This is a genomic window from Marinobacter salinisoli, from assembly GCF_017301335.1.
GTDB lineage: Bacteria > Pseudomonadota > Gammaproteobacteria > Pseudomonadales > Oleiphilaceae > Marinobacter > Marinobacter salinisoli.
In genome coordinates this window covers 805424-824575 of record NZ_CP071247.1, presented here as the reverse complement: position 1 = coordinate 824575, position 19152 = coordinate 805424, and the positions used below count along the sequence as shown (strand labels likewise).

The window sequence follows — 19152 nt, the reverse complement described above, 5'->3', positions numbered from 1 at the left end:
CTCTCGCAAAAAAACTAACAACAATCACCTCAAATTGGGTATCTAAACCCGACAGTTGGTTGTCACCGAGGATTGATTGTTTTAAGGTTTTATTACAAATTGAAATATAAAGTTTCAGTTAGTAGCAGAATGAGTATTACAGCTCGGAAGCCGCGCTAGGGTATTGAGATGTACCAAGCGCTTTAGGGATGGCTTTTGGGCACCCAAGGATGGAGGACATGGTTGCCTCCTCACAGTAGTCCCTAGTTGTTCGGGCCGGGTTGGCTCGCAAAGCGGATGTGTTGCAGTGGAGGTTAACAATGAAGTTTCCCCTTTTCCTCAGTCTGGCTCTATTTGCCGGAAACAGTTTTGCCCTGTCGATAACCAATGGAGATTTCAGTCAGGGTCTTGCCGGCTGGGAAAATGTTTCAGTTGGTGGTAGTGCGAGTGTCGGCCCCGATCAGGCTCTATATCTGGACGGTGGCATCGGCGCGGAGCCCTATTCTGCATCCCTTTGGCAGGGTGATGACGGAAGTTTTCTGTTCTCCAACCCTCTCTCTCTGGCCACCGGAGAAAGCTTCCTTTCGTTTGATTTGATGTTAGCTAGCCAAGACTTGGACAGTAGTGAGTCTGGCTCGTCCATCTTTGAAGATTCCCTCTCAATCGAACTTTACGATGCGGACGATTGGTCCTTTGATCTTTATTTTCAATCCGGCTGGGATTTCGATGTAACAGACAGCTGGCAAACTGTATTTCTGGATATCTCTAGTCTACAGGGGCGTGATTTCGCCCTCACGATCAATTTGTTTGACGAAGATGACGGCGTAAATTCCTCATTCGCACTGGATAACTTCTTCTTCACCAATTCAAATCAACCTGATGACCCCGTATCTGTGTCTGAGCCAGCCTCACTGAGCCTGTTCCTGATTGCTTTGACAGGTTTTGCATTGAGAAGGCGCAGTGTTCGTAACGCGGCACTCACCAACTAACGAAATTAACCACTTATTAAGCTCTAACGAGCGAAAATAGACTGCAACAACACCGGGAAAGGAATAACCGATGGGATTTATCCGCGTAGCTTCCAGGGACTGGATGGCTTGGGGAGGCCTTGTGTCTGGCTTCTCTGGTGCTCTGGCTATTGTCTTGCTTCTTTTCATAAGTTTGGGATTGGCAGTTCCTCCAGCGAGTGCTGCGGCCAGCTGGACCAGTGCGAGTGACGACGTAGAGCTTAATGTGTCGAGCCCCATCCGCTCCCGACGCTCTCCCAATGCGACGGTCAATATCCAGGTTATAAACAACTCCCAAACTGCGCTTGAAGCGCCTTATCGACTGCTCTTCGAAGATCTGACGGGCGGTGTGTCGATTCAGGGGGCCACGACCAGTGAAGAGGGAATCCCGGTGCTTGATCTCTCGCCATGGTTGGGAGACGCCCTGGCTCCCGGTGCTACCAGCCCAGTAATCTCTGTGATCGTCGTCAATGGCGGGAGCACAGCGTTCAGTTTTCAGCCTTCAATTCAGGTTCAGCAGCCCGAGCAAGAAGCTCCGCTTGGCGTGGTGATTACCTCTCCGGAATCATTAATCACTATCGGTCATAGCCCACTGACGGTTCGCGGCACGATCAACAAAGAAGACGCAATCCTGACCGTCAACGGAAAAGAAATTGCTCACTCTGGTGGACAATTCGTTGCCGATGTGGCGCTTGAAGAAGGTCACAACACCATCGTTGCCAGTGCCCGAGGCGCTGAGGGCGTGCAGGCAAGCGCCGCAATTTCCGTTTCCCTCGACCTCACACCGCCGTACATCACGGTTGAATCCCACGAAGATGGCCAGGTTGTCCGTCAGGACACCATTACTGTCACAGGCCTTATCAACGATGTGGTTCGCGGAACTGTTGAAGACACTCAGGCCACCGTCACGGTGAATGGAAAAGAAGCCGTTATTTCCAACCGTAGCTACTCGGCGTCGGGAATCACTTTGGTGGAGGGCGAGAACGAAATCTCCGTCAAAGGCGCAGATCAGGTTGGGAATACGTCTGAAACGAAGCTGGTGATCGTTTATGAGCCCAATCTTGGCAACCGACTGATTATTGAGTCCGGTAATGAACAAAGTATGGAATTGGGTGAATTCCTCGAAAACCCTCTAGAAGTCCGCATGGTGGACCCGGATGGCGCCCCGGTTGATAGTCAGCCGGTGGTCTTCAGGGTCGTGCAGGGTGCAGGTGCACTGGAAAACGGTGACGGAGAAGAAGTAAGGGCTCTGGTTGTCGACACGGACACTAATGGTCTGGCATCGGTTCCCTTCCGTGTCGGCTACCGCGTAGGGGTTGCGAACCACAAGGTACGCGCACAGGCCGTGGGCGAGCGTAGCGAGGTTGTCTTTACCGCATCGGCTCAAAGCAAGCCGGGTGACAAGCTCAGCGTGAACTCTGGCAATAACCAGCGTGGCGCGGTAGGCCAGGTACTTCCGGCTCCGTTTGTCGCCGTTGTGACTGACGATGGTGCCAATGTTGTTGAGGGTGCTAGCGTTCAGTTCTCGGTCATTGAGGGGGGCGGTGAGTTCATTGATGGATCAACCACCAAAACCTTACTGACTGACAGCGACGGCCGTGCTTCTGTTCAGTATCGATTGGGTGACAAGCTTGGCCTGGATGCCCAAAGGGTAACCGCGACGATCACTGGTCCCGATGGCTCTCCCATCAATGCGGGTTTTATGGCGTCGGCCTTCCAACCTGGAGATCCAGGCGACACCTCTATTACCGGTGTGGTTCTGGACAACCAGGACAACCCGATCCCTGGCGTAACTATTCGAATTGACGATACAAACCGGCAAGCAGTGACCAATGCAGAAGGCCGGTTTGAGATTACCGAAGTGCCGGTTGGTCCGGTTCACCTTGTAGCGGACGGTTCAACGGCGAGCGTACAGGGAGAGTTTCCGTCGCTGGCTTACAACCTGGTGACGGTTGCCGGGGTAGAGAACCCCATGGCCACGCCCATCTATATGGTCAAAATAAACACCGACAACGCTGTGTATGCTGGCAAGGAAGATGTTGAGCTGACACTCGACAAGTTCCCCGGCTTCAAGCTTGAAATTGCAGCGGGGTCTGTGACTTTCCCGGATGGAAAGAAAGAGGGCTATATATCAGCCACCGCCGTCAACGCGTCAAAAATTCCCATGGCTCCGCCCAATGGTATGCAGCCTCAGTTCATTGTCACCATTCAACCGGCAGGCGCAAAGTTCGATCCTCCAGCGCGACTGAGTTTGCCCAATGTGGATGGGCACAAGCCTGGTGCCCAGGTTGAGATGTATTCCTTTGATCACGACCTGGAAGAGTTCGTCGCCATTGGCTTGGGTACGGTGAGCGAAGATGGTTCTGTAATTCGTTCCAACCCCGGAGTGGGTGTAATCAAGGCTGGCTGGCATTGCGGTTCCCAGCCCGGTGGAAGCGGTTGCTCTTATAACTGTGCGGAATGTGAGAAGTGCGACAACTGCAACTGTGTGCCTGACCCTTCGCAGAACGATAGCCCGATTAGTAATCAGACTGAAGGTGACTGTAAGACAGCTCTGTGTCAGGGATTTAAGGCCGACCCGTCAGATATTCCCGATAATGATGTGAAGGGGGATTGTAAACGGCCTGGCTGTGATGGGGCGAATCCCACCGATATTCCGGATGACAGCGATATTCTGCCAAAAGACACCCAATGTTCTGAGTGTAAGGAAGGTGAGCTTACTTCTCTAGGCGTAACGGAATGTGATGACGGGCTTTACTGTACCTCTGCGACTGGCGACGCTCCCGGGCCTGATGAATGTAAAGATGGTCGATGTTTAGGCGAGGAAATTGGAGATAAGACGATCGGGTTTGGTGCTGAGGTTAACGTTTCGAAATATGTTCAGTATGTCCAAGGCAAGGTCGAAAAATTAAAAAATGTATTGGGAGGACCCGGAAGCTTTCCTTTCGAAATAACAGGAGGTTTCACAGGAGAAAATTTTGATCGGTGTTGTGAAGACTTGAAGAAAGTTGGATCGGGAGTGAAATTCTCTGGTGGTATTAATATGAGTGTGTACGCCAAAGAAATATCTACCCCTTACACATTTAGAATTCCTTTTGGATCTGACAATCCGCTAGTTTTACTTGGATTGGTATTTGACCTTGGGGTTTCGGGAAGCCTCTCTGCCTCGGGTGAAAATAATCCTTGCTCGGATGAACAGTGTGGGCCCAAAGTCTCTGGTTCCGCTTCGCTCAGTTTTGGGCCAAAAGTTGTAGCTCAGGCGGTTAGTTCAGATGTTCTTAGAGTTTCAGGTGGAGGTAGTGCATCAGGAAGCCTTAAAGCAGATATCGACGAGTGTAATGGCGCGGAGTTTGATGGTTGTGCTGGGCCGGTTCAGGTGAGTGGTCAGATGGTTTTGGCTGGATTAATTTCAACCAACTTCACATATGTAGTACCAAACTCAGAAATCTGTTTGAGCGATTTCGATGACTAAATAATAAAGATGCGAACGAGGTAAAATTTATGAAATTTATCAGCCTGTTAATTTTTCTGGTGTTTTTCTCTGGAGTTGTGACTGCGGAAACTAAACAGAGAGTTATTGAGATTGAAATGAAGCCAATTGGTGAGACAACTAACAAGCTGGTCCCCTTAGTCAGAGTTCCTGTTATTGAGGGGTTTTCTGGCTATGTTGAAAATAAAAAAAACATGAATAACCACGAGCAATTTATAAGGCTTATGGTTGAAACCTATTCCTCTGCCGATACAGTGGATGGGATTCAGAAAATATGGGATTCCCGAAGTTTTGAAAGTGTTAAAAAAATGCTTTCGTCAGATCCAGATATTTTCGATCAAAATTCGAAATATTATTCGAGAATTGAAAAAAGCAAAGTTTTAGGCGTCGTGCTTTACGGTAGTTATGAAATAATTTTCGTAAAGCACAAAATTTCGGGGTCGGAAGAGTTTCGTGAAAGATATTATCCGGTTTATTTGCAGGATGGCGAGAGAGTACTATCGAATGAAATAGGTAATGACTACTTTTACCAATTTATTGTATCAAAAATAAAGCCAGACCTGTTGGAAAGGTGGAGTAAGTAATTGATTGTAGACGGTTTTTATAAAGTAGAAAAGATGGTTCCTGGCAATATCATATTTGCTATTGCTAAGCTCCCGTCATTGTACTATTTGTTTGCAATATTATTGGTTTCTATAATTTTTGTTTTTTTAGCGGCAGGCCATCATCGTTGGTATATATTTGTTAATTTTTTCTATGTAGTTATGGTTCTTGTGGTGATTTCATTAATACCGTTTTTTCTAGATAAAAGGATTTTTTTAGAAGAGGGCGGTAATTTATTTGTTCTTCGTGGTAAGCACTGGTTTAAACGTCGTGGTCGAACCTTTTCTTCGGTTGGAAAAATGACTATTGGTCGAATGTCTGGTTCGACAGGTTCGATATCAAAGAACTATATCCTAGAAATAAACACAGTTGACGGGTTGACATTTTTTGTTGGCATAAATTCGTTTGGAAGCTTTCGAAAGAGAGAACTAGAAGAATTAGCAATGCTCCTTGAAGAAAAGACTAGTTCACGTTTGGTTTATACAGCTGATTAATAGTTCGTTAGTTGGACGGATTTCAATATTTTTAGGCTAAGGGATTAGATAATGTTCAATAAGCAGGGTTTGGTTTTATTTATTTTTTCAGGGTTGGCCTTTCCTGTTTTTTCCGAGCCCGTTTCGTTGAATGAAAACTGCGTCGTCAACGTTTTAAATCGAACGATTCAAGTCTCTGAGAGCGGTGGCTGGTCTCTTCCTAATGTTCCTTCCAATATGGGGCGAATTAGAGCTCGTGCCACGTGTACAACGGAAGACGGTCGAACAGTTTCCGGCCAAAGTGACTACTTTACAGTAGTCCGCAATGGCCAAACCCAAGTCGGCGATATTCAATTTGGCTCTCTCGATCCTGTTCCTGTTTCTCTCGATTTCTCTTCTTCTGAAAGTCTTGAACTAAGCGGCGCCGGTAAAACGGAACAGGTCCGTGTAATTGCCACTTATGCCGATGGCTCCGTTGAGAACTTGCCTGCCAATGATCCTGGCATTAACTATTCGACCACGAACCCCGCGATAGCGGTTGTGAGTGCTTCCGGCCAGGTCACCGCGGTGTCGGACGGTGTAGTGTTCGTGAATGCACGCAAGGATGAAGTGCTAGCCAGCCGTCGTGTGGTTGTGACCACCAGTGGTGATTCCGATGGCGACGGCTTGCCGGATGATTACGAGCGAAATAATGGGTTGAACCCGAATGACCCGGTGGATGCCTTTGAAGACGCCGATATGGACGGCCTCTCTAACTTTGAAGAGTTTGAGCTGGGTACCGATCTGAATTCAGCTGATACCGATGGCGATGGTATTGCCGATGGTGTGGAGGTTGAGGGTGGCGACCAAGGGATCGTTACCGATCCATTAGCGGCGGATTCCGATGGTGATGGCATCAACGATGGCCTTGAGATCATGATGGGCTGGGACCCAAATGACAACACATCTGGTGATCTGGCCTCAGCCATTGATTCTATTTCTGTTCAACCTGAGCAGTTATTCCTGACTTACAACTCTATTGACGGTGAGACCAGCGCTCAGTTGAGGGTAATGGCCCAAATGCTCGACGGTTCCGAGCGGGACATGACTGCGCAAAGCAACGGTACTCGCTATGCCTCGTCAGATATTACCGTTGCAAATTTCGGTTTGAATGATGGTGAGATTTTTGCCGGTACTGATGGCAGCGCAGAAATCGAAGTAACCCTGAATGGGCTCTCAGTAACCGTTCCTGTCCAGGTGGAGCAGTTTGATCCCGAAGCGCTTTCCGCGATCGCGATTCCGGGCTATGCGAACAATGTTGATGTTCAGGGAGACTACGCCTTTGTGGCTGCCGGTGAGGCCGGTCTTAAGGTTGTGGATACTTCAGACAAGCGGGCTCCTGAAATTATCGGCTCTATGGATACCGCAGGTGTTGCGGTCGATATAAAGGTGCGGGGCAATTTCGCTTACATTGCGGATGAATCCAATGGCTTGGTCGTCGCTGAAATTTCGGATCCTTCTAATCCTATTCAGTACTTCGTCGCCAGTACTTCCGGCCTAGCGCTGGATTTGGCGCTGCAGGGGGATTACGCCTACGTTGCAAGCTCACTTGGGGGATTGGATATTTTCAATATCTCGGACCCCTTCAATGTCATTTCCGTCGGCACTAACCAGGAGTTGGCGAACGTAAAAGCCGTGGATATATCAGGGCAATGGTTGGTTGCGTTGGATCACACGGCGGTAAGTTTATTCGATGTTACCGATCCGGAAAGCCCTGTTCGGGTTCACACGTTAAATGTTGGTTCAGTAAAAAACTTGGCTCTGGACAACGGGCTGGTCCATGTCGCTGCGTATAGCTCTGGCTGGAGAACGTATCGCATCGATGAAAGCACTTCGCAGTTGGTTCAGGTCGGCGGAGGGGGAGAGATAGCCCCACGGGATGTCGCCATTACGGATGGTTTTGCTTTTTACTCGGAGCAACTCTTTCCCAACGTCACCGCGTTTATGAATATTTCCGATCCTGAAGCGCCATTCTTTCAGGACACGATCAACCTCTCTCCCTTTGGTGATTATGCGGGTACGGGTATCGCCGTCGATAACACGCACGCCTATATCACTGAAGAAAGTTACGTGGTGCGGAAGGATTACGGCCGAACTGGTGATACCAAGCTCTTTATTGCTCAGTTCCGGATGATGACGGATAACAACGGTGTTGATCCGGAAGTTTCTCTAACCTCCCCGGCTGATCGTTCCGTTGTGGTGGAAGGGGAGCGCCTGATACTTGAAGCATCGGCCAGCGATGATATTGCCGTTGGTCGGGTAGAGTTTCTCGTAGATGGTGAATCGGTCGGCGTTGACACGAGCTATCCGTACACCCTGCCTTACACCGTGCCCTTTGGCACTCGCGCCCTGGTGGTATCCGCAGTGGCAATGGATTTGGGCGGGAACGCGTCCGAAGCATCCGTTCACCGCCTGAGCGTCGAGCCGGATTCAGACCGGGATGGTTTGGGTGACAATGAAGAGCAGGTTCGATGGGGTACCAATCCTGGTGTGTCAGATACCGATGGTGACTTCTTGCTTGATGGTGAAGAGGTTGCGCGGGGAACCGACCCCACCAATGCTGACTCCGATGGCGATGGCCTGGTAGATGGCCAGGAAGTGATTGATGGTACCGATCCCAACAACCCCGATCGTACACCCCCCGAGGTAGTAGAGACTGATCCTGCCAATGCCGGAACAGGGTTCCCTGAAAACGCCCCTGTTATTGTTCGCTTCTCTGAAGCTTTGTCCCTTAAGAGTGTTCGGACTGCCAATATCCAGTTGCTGGAGGATGGTGTTCGTCAAACCCCAGGAAGTTTTCAGCTTCTTGCGGGTGGCAGCGAAATTGTGTTCCAGCCTGATGGCTTGCTGAAAGATTTTACGCCTTACACTTTTTCGATAGACACGGTGCGTGATACTGCGGGTAACCCCATTGAAGCGCCTGTTGAATTGAGTTTCGAAACAGGGAACACCGTCGATACCGCACGTCCTGTGGTCCAGGAAATCAGTCCTGCACATCGCGCAACCGGGGTTCCGGTCAATGTTCGTTTGAGCGCGGTGATGAACGAACGGATTAATCCCGCAACGGTAACAAATGATTCGTTTTATGTGGTCGATCTCAGTACGGGGCAGAGAATTCCCGGGGTGGTTGATGTCCTCGATGATGATCAGACCCTGGTTTTCACGCCGAACGCTGCATTCCTCGTCGGTCGTGACCACAGAATTAATTTGCGTAGCGGCATTCAGGACCTGTTTGGAAACAGTCTGAGTAACCGTTATTTCGATTTCACCACAAGTTTTGAGCCAGACGCTCAAGCTCCTCAGATTGTCGCCACGACGGTCTCCAACAATCAGACAAGCGTTCCTCTGAATGGTGTTCTGCGTGTTCGTTTCAATGAGGCCGTGAGTAACCGTTCTGCCCTCGAGGTTCGGTTGACAGCGAATGGCGAGCGAGTGCCTGTTGATCGCTTCAGAAGCAGTGATCAACGAATCATTAGCCTGAAACCAAAAACGGTTTTAGATCCACAGACTCGTTACCAGTTGGAGATTGCTAACGTAGAGGATCTGAGCGGTAACCTATTGCCCGAACCAAGAGCTATCGAATTCACCACGGGTTCGGGTTCGGATACTGCAAGTGGCAGTCTCAAGACCTACAGTCCGGCCAGCAACGCCAGCAACGTGCCGCTGAACGCGGTGGTGGAGTTCTGGCTGAGTGAGCGGATTGATCCGGTGTTGTTCGATACCGGCCGGGTGTACCTGCATAACCAGACCGAGAACCGTCGGGTGGCGGTGGATCTGAGCTTGCTCGACGATGGTCGTCGGGTGCGGATGACGCCGCGAGAGCCGCTGAAGGCGGGCCATCAGTACGATGCGCGACTGAGTTACGGCACTTACCTGTACGATCTGTCGGGCAACCGGGTGGGTTACTACAACCGCTTCACATTCACCACTTCGGCCAGTGCCGACGAGGTAGCACCGGAGGTGGTGAGCCACAATCTGACCGAAGACCTGGGTTCGGTGGCGCTGAATGCACCGGTGGCAGTGACGGTGAATGAACCGCTGAACAGCCTGTGCGTGAAGACGGACACGGTGAGTCTGAGCGATGGCGTCTCCACGATCAGTGGCAGCGTGAGCCTGTCCAGCGATCGTCGAACGGTGGTGTTCACGCCTTCACAGGTTCTGGATGCACAAACGGCGTACACGCTGACGATCAGTGGTGCGTGTGACCTGAGCTTGCAGACGCTGCCGGATTACACCTTGAGCTTCACCACCGGTACCAGCACGGATACCTCGGGACCGCGGGTAAGCAGCATCACTCCGGCGCATCGAAGCACGGACGTGCCGGTGGACACGACCATTACGGTGGTGTTCAACGAACCGATTGATGCCAGGACGATCGGCCGAACGATTGTCAGAACGAGTGCCGGTGCGATCAGCGGAAGCTGGTCGGTATCGGGTGCGACAGCGGTGTTCACGCCGGCCAATGCACTGCCGGGTGGTACGAAAGTGGATGTCCAGGTTCGAAATGTGCTGGATCCGGTGGGTAACAGCGGTGGCTACCAGTATTACGACTTCCGGACCGAGTTGGAGTTTGATACCGAGAAGCCTCGGTTGATTTCGACTGTACCGGAAGACGGCTCTGTCGATGTGGGCCCGAATCAGCCAATTGTGCTGACCTTCTCCGAATCCCTGAACAGCGGTGATATCAACAACAGTAACTTTGTGGTGTATTCCGAAGGATCGGTTATCCGTCCAAGCGTGTATTACTCAGCGAACGCCCAGACAGTAACGCTGCGTGGTAGCTGGCCTTCCGGACAATTGATGTCGGTGGTTGTGACGGACAACGTTCGGGACCTGTCCGGTAACCGGATGGATGATACTGTCAGCCTGTTTACCTCCGCTGTGATTGATATCGATACCGGGCGCCCGAGCGTTGCGCGGCAGTATCCGGCCAATGGTTCAAGTGGTGTCACGGCTGAGCGCGTGGTTCTCTATACCAACGAGCCCATGAACGAGGCCACGTTGCCTGGAGCGTTCTACGTGGCTCAAAATGGTGTACTGAAAGAGGGCAGCCTCAGTGTCAGCGGCGCTGGCCAAGCCCTGGTGTTCACACCCACAGAACCGTTCGCAGAGAACGCCCTAATCCATGTGTATCTGGATAGCACCGCACGGGATGATTCTGGAAATCGGGTCAACAGCTACCAAGGGAGTTTCCGGACAGCGAGCACGACCACGGCTGGTGTGTGGCCGAAACCAACAGGTTATAGCCCTTACGGGAACCAGAACGGTGTGGTGGTTAATCCAAAGATTCAAGTGCGTTATGACCAACCACTGGAGCCGTCGAGCGTGGTGGGTCAGGTGTCGCTGCGTAATAGTGATACTGGCAGTGTGATTCCGTCGACCATCAGTGTTGTGGGAGATGGCTATGTATTGCAGGTAGAGCCCGAGGTGTTGCTGGAATCGGACACCCGTTATTACATCAGCCTTGGTAGTGACATTACCGACACCGATGGTGACCGACAGGTTTATGGCTATAGCTCTTACTTCTACACCGGTGCCGACAACGTAGAAGACGACCAGGCACCTCAGGTCATCGCCCTGAGCCCGCCGGATGGCTCTTTGGATGTCCCACTGAATCCGCTGTATCACGTTCGCTATGACGAACCGGTGAATACGCTGAGCTTCCCGCGTCAGCCTGGCATGGGCGTCCGTTTCGCAGCCGGTAATCGTGAAGTGCTGTACTACTATCACGAGCCCCTGGAGGCTGACAGCACGCATCAGGAGGTGGTACCGGAGGTTGTGGATCTGGCTGGTAACGCGGCGCAGCCGGCGGAGACGGTCTTCCATGTCGGAATGCAGCCGGATGTGCATGCGCCGGGATACAGTTACTTTGTTCCGAGTTCGAACGAAACCGTTCCGGTGAACAGCACGATCCGGATTGTCATGAATGAAGTCGTGGATCCAGTGAGTGTCACAAATGGTCGCGTGTATGTGGAAGATACCGACAATGGCTGGCGACGGGTCCCGGGTCAGGTTGGCCTGGAGCCGGATGGCCGCACCTTGGTGTGGACGCCGGACGAGGCCCTGTTGGTCAGTCGCCGCTATTACCTGAGGGTCAATGACATTGCAGACCTCAGTGACAATAAGAGCAGTTCCACCGGCTTCTACTTCAACACCAGTGCACAAGCGGATGTTGAGGCACCGGAAATCGTTGAGACCACGGTGTTTGAAGGTCAGGCCGGTGTGCCAGTGAATGCCCGAATCCGTGTTCGATTCAACGAACCGGTGGATCGACTGTCACTGGAGCAAATCACTCTGCGTCAGTCGGGACAGGCACTGCCGATTCAGCGCTACATTAGCAACGATCGTCGCATTGTGACGCTGGTGCCCAAGGAGTTGCTGCCTGCCCAAACAGCCTTGCTGTTCACCATTGATGGTGTTCAGGATCTGGCCGGCAATGCCCTGGTTGCACCCCATACGGTGGGCTTTGTCACCGAGAGTGGCGTGGATGTTCGAGAGGGCAGTCTCAAGACCTACAGTCCGGTCAGCAACGCCAGCAACGTGCCGCTGAACGCGGTGGTGGAGTTCTGGCTGAGTGAGCGGATTGATCCGGTGTTGTTCGATACCGGCCGGGTGTACCTGCATAACCAGACCGAGAACCGTCGGGTGGCGGTGGATCTGAGCTTGCTCGACGATGGTCGTCGGGTGCGGATGACGCCGCGAGAGCCGCTGAAGGCGGGCCATCAGTACGATGCGCGACTGAGTTACGGCACTTACCTGTACGATCTGTCGGGCAACCGGGTGGGTTACTACAACCGCTTCACATTCACCACTTCGGCCAGTGCCGACGAGGTAGCACCGGAGGTGGTGAGCCACAATCTGACCGAAGACCTGGGTTCGGTGGCGCTGAATGCACCGGTGGCAGTGACGGTGAATGAACCGCTGAACAGCCTGTGCGTGAAGACGGACACGGTGAGTCTGAGCGATGGCGTCTCCACGATCAGTGGCAGCGTGAGCCTGTCCAGCGATCGTCGAACGGTGGTGTTCACGCCTTCACAGGTTCTGGATGCACAAACGGCGTACACGCTGACGATCAGTGGTGCGTGTGACCTGAGCTTGCAGACGCTGCCGGATTACACCTTGAGCTTCACCACCGGTACCAGCACGGATACCTCGGGACCGCGGGTAAGCAGCATCACTCCGGCGCATCGAAGCACGGACGTGCCGGTGGACACGACCATTACGGTGGTGTTCAACGAACCGATTGATGCCAGGACGATCGGCCGAACGATTGTCAGAACGAGTGCCGGTGCGATCAGCGGAAGCTGGTCGGTATCGGGTGCGACAGCGGTGTTCACGCCGGCCAATGCACTGCCGGGTGGTACGAAAGTGGATGTCCAGGTTCGAAATGTGCTGGATCCGGTGGGTAACAGCGGTGGCTACCAGTATTACGACTTCCGGACCGAGTTGGAGTTTGATACCGAGAAGCCTCGGTTGATTTCGACTGTACCGGAAGACGGCTCTGTCGATGTGGGCCCGAATCAGCCAATTGTGCTGACCTTCTCCGAATCCCTGAACAGCGGTGATATCAACAACAGTAACTTTGTGGTGTATTCCGAAGGATCGGTTATCCGTCCAAGCGTGTATTACTCAGCGAACGCCCAGACAGTAACGCTGCGTGGTAGCTGGCCTTCCGGACAATTGATGTCGGTGGTTGTGACGGACAACGTTCGGGACCTGTCCGGTAACCGGATGGATGATACTGTCAGCCTGTTTACCTCCGCTGTGATTGATATCGATACCGGGCGCCCGAGCGTTGCGCGGCAGTATCCGGCCAATGGTTCAAGTGGTGTCACGGCTGAGCGCGTGGTTCTCTATACCAACGAGCCCATGAACGAGGCCACGTTGCCTGGAGCGTTCTACGTGGCTCAAAATGGTGTACTGAAAGAGGGCAGCCTCAGTGTCAGCGGCGCTGGCCAAGCCCTGGTGTTCACACCCACAGAACCGTTCGCAGAGAACGCCCTAATCCATGTGTATCTGGATAGCACCGCACGGGATGATTCTGGAAATCGGGTCAACAGCTACCAAGGGAGTTTCCGGACAGCGAGCACGACCACGGCTGGTGTGTGGCCGAAACCAACAGGTTATAGCCCTTACGGGAACCAGAACGGTGTGGTGGTTAATCCAAAGATTCAAGTGCGTTATGACCAACCACTGGAGCCGTCGAGCGTGGTGGGTCAGGTGTCGCTGCGTAATAGTGATACTGGCAGTGTGATTCCGTCGACCATCAGTGTTGTGGGAGATGGCTATGTATTGCAGGTAGAGCCCGAGGTGTTGCTGGAATCGGACACCCGTTATTACATCAGCCTTGGTAGTGACATTACCGACACCGATGGTGACCGACAGGTTTATGGCTATAGCTCTTACTTCTACACCGGTGCCGACAACGTAGAAGACGACCAGGCACCTCAGGTCATCGCCCTGAGCCCGCCGGATGGCTCTTTGGATGTCCCACTGAATCCGCTGTATCACGTTCGCTATGACGAACCGGTGAATACGCTGAGCTTCCCGCGTCAGCCTGGCATGGGCGTCCGTTTCGCAGCCGGTAATCGTGAAGTGCTGTACTACTATCACGAGCCCCTGGAGGCTGACAGCACGCATCAGGAGGTGGTACCGGAGGTTGTGGATCTGGCTGGTAACGCGGCGCAGCCGGCGGAGACGGTCTTCCATGTCGGAATGCAGCCGGATGTGCATGCGCCGGGATACAGTTACTTTGTTCCGAGTTCGAACGAAACCGTTCCGGTGAACAGCACGATCCGGATTGTCATGAATGAAGTCGTGGATCCAGTGAGTGTCACAAATGGTCGCGTGTATGTGGAAGATACCGACAATGGCTGGCGACGGGTCCCGGGTCAGGTTGGCCTGGAGCCGGATGGCCGCACCTTGGTGTGGACGCCGGACGAGGCCCTGTTGGTCAGTCGCCGCTATTACCTGAGGGTCAATGACATTGCAGACCTCAGTGACAATAAGAGCAGTTCCACCGGCTTCTACTTCAACACCAGTGCACAAGCGGATGTTGAGGCACCGGAAATCGTTGAGACCACGGTGTTTGAAGGTCAGGCCGGTGTGCCAGTGAATGCCCGAATCCGTGTTCGATTCAACGAACCGGTGGATCGACTGTCACTGGAGCAAATCACTCTGCGTCAGTCGGGACAGGCACTGCCGATTCAGCGCTACATTAGCAACGATCGTCGCATTGTGACGCTGGTGCCCAAGGAGTTGCTGCCTGCCCAAACAGCCTTGCTGTTCACCATTGATGGTGTTCAGGATCTGGCCGGCAATGCCCTGGTTGCACCCCATACGGTGGGCTTTGTCACCGAGAGTGGCGTGGATGTTCGAGAGGGCAGTCTCAAGACCTACAGTCCGGTCAGCAACGCCAGCAACGTGCCGCTGAACGCGGTGGTGGAGTTCTGGCTGAGTGAGCGGATTGATCCGGTGTTGTTCGATACCGGCCGGGTGTACCTGCATAACCAGACCGAGAACCGTCGGGTGGCGGTGGATCTGAGCTTGCTCGACGATGGTCGTCGGGTGCGGATGACGCCGCGAGAGCCGCTGAAGGCGGGCCATCAGTACGATGCGCGACTGAGTTACGGCACTTACCTGTACGATCTGTCGGGCAACCGGGTGGGTTACTACAACCGCTTCACATTCACCACTTCGGCCAGTGCCGACGAGGTAGCACCGGAGGTGGTGAGCCACAATCTGACCGAAGACCTGGGTTCGGTGGCGCTGAATGCACCGGTGGCAGTGACGGTGAATGAACCGCTGAACAGCCTGTGCGTGAAGACGGACACGGTGAGTCTGAGCGATGGCGTCTCCACGATCAGTGGCAGCGTGAGCCTGTCCAGCGATCGTCGAACGGTGGTGTTCACGCCTTCACAGGTTCTGGATGCACAAACGGCGTACACGCTGACGATCAGTGGTGCGTGTGACCTGAGCTTGCAGACGCTGCCGGATTACACCTTGAGCTTCACCACCGGTACCAGCACGGATACCTCGGGACCGCGGGTAAGCAGCATCACTCCGGCGCATCGAAGCACGGACGTGCCGGTGGACACGACCATTACGGTGGTGTTCAACGAACCGATTGATGCCAGGACGATCGGCCGAACGATTGTCAGAACGAGTGCCGGTGCGATCAGCGGAAGCTGGTCGGTATCGGGTGCGACAGCGGTGTTCACGCCGGCCAATGCACTGCCGGGTGGTACGAAAGTGGATGTCCAGGTTCGAAATGTGCTGGATCCGGTGGGTAACAGCGGTGGCTACCAGTATTACGACTTCCGGACAGCGCTTTAACAGGGATGGTGACATTTACCATGATCAAAAGATTAGTAGCATTTTCCGTAATTCCCGCCTTCGTAGTGGTTTCTTATCTCGTCGTTTTTCCAAGCGACGATGGTGCTCAGGAAGTTCAATTGAAAAGCACTGATAAAGCCGAGCCTTTCTATGATAGTGCTTTGGCAATACCTGAGTCAGTCAATGAGATTAATGACAACGCACTGCCGGATTTTCCGCCAATCTTACAAAGCAAACAGGATCTGGTAACTGATCCTGTGATAGAAAAACCTGTAGCTCTGGATGAAACCATTGAGAGCGTAGAAGAAGTGCTCGGGAGTAGGATTGAGGCGCTTAATCAAAATCTGGGTGATGCAGAGGTTCGGGATGCGCTAAAGCGCGATTTGAAAGGGGCAGATATGCAAGCCTATAAGGCTGCAGTGCTCTGGAAAGTCAAAAATAGTGAAGCAACACAGTAACTCAGCTACGGGTAGTAAGATGTTGATCAAAAAGCTTTCTTCCATAGGGCTGTTGGTATTGCTTCTAGGCTTTGGTTCATCCGCTGCTTCAGTTGATCCGTTGCCAGTCCCAGACCATGAAACCTTTCATTCATTTCTGTTGGATAAATGGAATCCTACTCAACCAACAGTCGTTTTGATGCTGGATCCTTTTTGCCCATATTGTATCCGGACACTCAGTCAGAAAGAGCGTCTGAGTCAATACAATGTATTCCTGTTTTGGGCGCCGATACTTGGTGAACGGAGCGAGCGTCGAGTTGCAGAAATTCTAGATTGTAAAGTCATTGCCGGCCCGGAAGTTATTTTCGCAGTTATTGAACGATCATCGCCCAGCTGTGATCAGGCAACGAAGGGAAGTAACGCAGCTTTAAACTGGGAGTTTGTGAATGCTTACGACCCGCAAGCCGTGCCGGCATATTACTTTGGTGGCCAGCGAGTCAGTCTGAGTCAGCTCAATCGATACGTTAGTTCTGTTAAGCAGATTAAGGGAACGGTTAGCTTGGATTGGAAGCGCTACCGAGGTCTCAAAGTCCAGCAGGAATCAAATGGCCTGGGCCAAGTTGCTGCCATTTTGCCTGAAGGCTTTGATGATTGGTCGCAACTATCTGATCTTGTCAAAAAACGAGGCCAATTTGACTGGTATATTTTCCCGGATAAAGGCGATCATCAAATAGAATTTTGCGACTTGACGGCAAGTTGCGACCAATCGGATATCTCTGGTAGACCTCTCGGGAGGGCAGAGTTGATGCTACTGTTCGGACTTTCGGATTTAACATTTCCAAGATTTGTTCTTAACAATCGCCTGCTCAGTGCTGAGGAATCCGAAAGAATATTGGGAGTAAATTATTCTGACTGAAAGCAGCAATGTGTATTTGTCCATGAAGGCTTACCGCAAAGGTGAGTCTTCAGGAGCCTCTGGGTTAGTTAGCTCCTCCTGACCTTTCAAATACCCCCGCCAGCCTCCCGACTGGGTAATCTCTTTCGCCCCCTCCAGCCCAATAGGCTCACAGATAAACCCGCACACCCAGTCGCCATTCTCCAGTTCCACCTGGCCAATGCCCAGCGGGGCCGGAATACCGGCCACGAAGCTGCCGAACTGTTCAGCAGGCATGCGCCAGACTTCCACCGGTAAAGCAATGCCGGTGTCGGTATCACGGATCAACCCGGGGCGGAAAGGCGGCCCGCCGGCGAGCGCATACATCCGGTAAGCCTGCGCGGTATGGGTATCTGCGATCAGCACTGCACCGCGCGAAGTGAGCTGGTGGTTTAAGGGCAGTCCAGACAGGTGGGCGCCGCACACCAGCACATCGATGGTGCCCCGGGTTTCGTCCCAGCTTTTGCCCGACACGGGATCCTGCAGTGCACCGACGGTACTGCTCGTCAGCGTGTGCAGGTGTCCGGCCAGCGCCAGCAGTGCCTCGTCCTGAAAGGCCGGGGCGAACAGCGTGACGCCCCAGGGCAAGCCGTTGTCGAGATGCCCGGCGGGCACGGCGACGGCCGCATAATCGAGCAGGTTCATAAAGTTGGTGTAGGTCCCGAGCTTGCTGTTCAGGGCGACTGGGTCTGTCTGAACCTGATCAATGGTGTAGATGGTTGGGGTGGTGGGGGTCAATATCAGATCGACCTGAAGCCAGTTCCGGTCCGCTTGATGTTTCAGGGTCTTGAGTTGGTACTGAGCCCGGAATGCGTCAGCCGCCGAGCCCTCGCGGCCCTTGGCGATGATCGACCGAGTTACCGGAAGCAAGGCATCTGGCTGCTGGGTAATAAGGGGTTCGGTCGCCAGATAACGTTCCGCCACCCAGGGCCCCTCGTAAAGCAGCCGGGCTGTGTCCAGGAACGGCGCGAAGTCGATCTCAACCACGCTGGCGCCCATCCGCTCGAGGTGCCTGATGGCCTCGCCAAAGAGTCTGGCCGCGGCCTGGTCGCCATCAAAATCCAGTTGCGATTGTCGCGGCACGCCGACGCGGAAACGCGCCGGCAGGGGCCGGGTTCCAGTGGCTGGGGTGCGTTGCCAGGGGTCACTTGCATCGGTGCCATCGCACTGAGCCAGAATGGACGCGGCTTGCTCGGCGTCGCGGGCAAAGATGGACACACAGTCCAGTGACTGACAGGCCGGTACCATCCCGCGCACACTCAGGCGCCCCAGGGTGGGTTTGAGCCCGATCAGGTTATTGAACGCCGCGGGCACCCGGCCGGAGCCCGCGGTATCGGTGCCGAGGGCAAAACTAACCAGTCCCTTTGCCACGGCGACGGCCGAACCCGCGGACGAGCCACCGGAGATGTATTCCGGGTTTACGCTGTTCCGACAGGCACCCCAGGGTGAGCGAGTACCTACCAGCCCGGTCGCGAACTGATCAAGATTGGTTTTTCCGACTGGAACAGCGCCGGCATCGATCAGTTGCGCTACCACGGCAGCGTGCTCGTCCGGCCGATATCGGAACGCATCGCAGCCAGCGGTGGTGGGCATGCCGGCGACGTCAATGTTGTCTTTGACGGCGAAAGGAATGCCGTACAGCGGAAGTTCCTCTGGCGAACTGCTTTGCAGTCGGGCGAGGTACGGTTCCAGCTCGTTCGCTGAGGCCAGATGGATCCAGATATTGTGATCCGAGTGACTCGCCGCCCGTTGCAGCAACTCGCCAATCACCGCGCGAGGGGTCAGCTCACCAAGACGGTAAGCCTGTAACAGGGATTTGATGTCCATAGTGAAGGCAGGTGCAGTCATGGGTTAC

8 protein-coding genes are annotated in these 19152 nt (G+C 53.4%); 7 read left to right on the top strand and 1 reads right to left on the bottom strand.

Annotated elements, in window-relative coordinates; translation table 11 throughout:
• The first annotated feature begins 299 nt into the window (after positions 1 to 299).
• From LPB19_RS03735 to LPB19_RS03705, 7 genes are all read left to right on the top strand, one after another.
• Positions 300 to 968: a PEP-CTERM sorting domain-containing protein gene (locus LPB19_RS03735; RefSeq protein ID WP_206644777.1), complete on the top strand. Its 669-nt coding sequence runs from the start codon at positions 300 to 302 to the stop codon at positions 966 to 968.
• 70 nt (positions 969 to 1038) lie between these two features.
• Entirely contained in the window at positions 1039 to 4458 is a 3420-nt protein-coding gene (locus LPB19_RS03730; protein WP_206644776.1) for a carboxypeptidase-like regulatory domain-containing protein, read from the top strand.
• 29 nt (positions 4459 to 4487) lie between these two features.
• Positions 4488 to 5060, top strand: coding sequence for a hypothetical protein (locus LPB19_RS03725; protein WP_206644775.1), 573 nt, complete (start codon positions 4488 to 4490; stop codon positions 5058 to 5060).
• Positions 5061 to 5573: a hypothetical protein gene (locus LPB19_RS03720; RefSeq protein WP_206644774.1), complete on the top strand. Its 513-nt coding sequence runs from the start codon at positions 5061 to 5063 to the stop codon at positions 5571 to 5573.
• Positions 5574 to 6092: 519 nt separating this feature from the next.
• On the top strand, positions 6093 to 15926 hold the full coding sequence (locus tag LPB19_RS03715; protein WP_206644773.1) for an Ig-like domain-containing protein: 9834 nt from the start codon (positions 6093 to 6095) through the stop codon (positions 15924 to 15926).
• A 20-nt stretch (positions 15927 to 15946) separates the two neighbouring features.
• Entirely contained in the window at positions 15947 to 16384 is a 438-nt protein-coding gene (locus LPB19_RS03710; RefSeq protein WP_206644772.1) for a hypothetical protein, read from the top strand.
• A 19-nt stretch (positions 16385 to 16403) separates the two neighbouring features.
• Positions 16404 to 17279, top strand: a complete 876-nt coding sequence (locus LPB19_RS03705; protein WP_206644771.1) for a hypothetical protein — start codon at positions 16404 to 16406, stop codon at positions 17277 to 17279.
• A 30-nt stretch (positions 17280 to 17309) separates the two neighbouring features.
• On the opposite strand, the gene atzF is transcribed toward LPB19_RS03705, so the two are convergent.
• A complete protein-coding gene (gene atzF, locus LPB19_RS03700) occupies positions 17310 to 19145 on the bottom strand; it encodes an allophanate hydrolase (protein ID WP_228289201.1) in 1836 nt (611 codons plus the stop codon).
• Positions 19146 to 19152 lie beyond the last annotated feature (7 nt).

Coding starts and splice junctions, on each gene's coding strand:
- LPB19_RS03735 (WP_206644777.1), top strand. CDS start 300: ATGAAGTTTCCCCTTTTCCTCAGTCTGGCTCTATTTGCCGGAAACAGT.
- LPB19_RS03730 (WP_206644776.1), top strand. CDS start 1,039: ATGGGATTTATCCGCGTAGCTTCCAGGGACTGGATGGCTTGGGGAGGC.
- LPB19_RS03725 (WP_206644775.1), top strand. CDS start 4,488: ATGAAATTTATCAGCCTGTTAATTTTTCTGGTGTTTTTCTCTGGAGTT.
- LPB19_RS03710 (WP_206644772.1), top strand. CDS start 15,947: ATGATCAAAAGATTAGTAGCATTTTCCGTAATTCCCGCCTTCGTAGTG.
- LPB19_RS03705 (WP_206644771.1), top strand. CDS start 16,404: ATGTTGATCAAAAAGCTTTCTTCCATAGGGCTGTTGGTATTGCTTCTA.
- atzF (WP_228289201.1), bottom strand. CDS start 19,145: ATGACTGCACCTGCCTTCACTATGGACATCAAATCCCTGTTACAGGCT.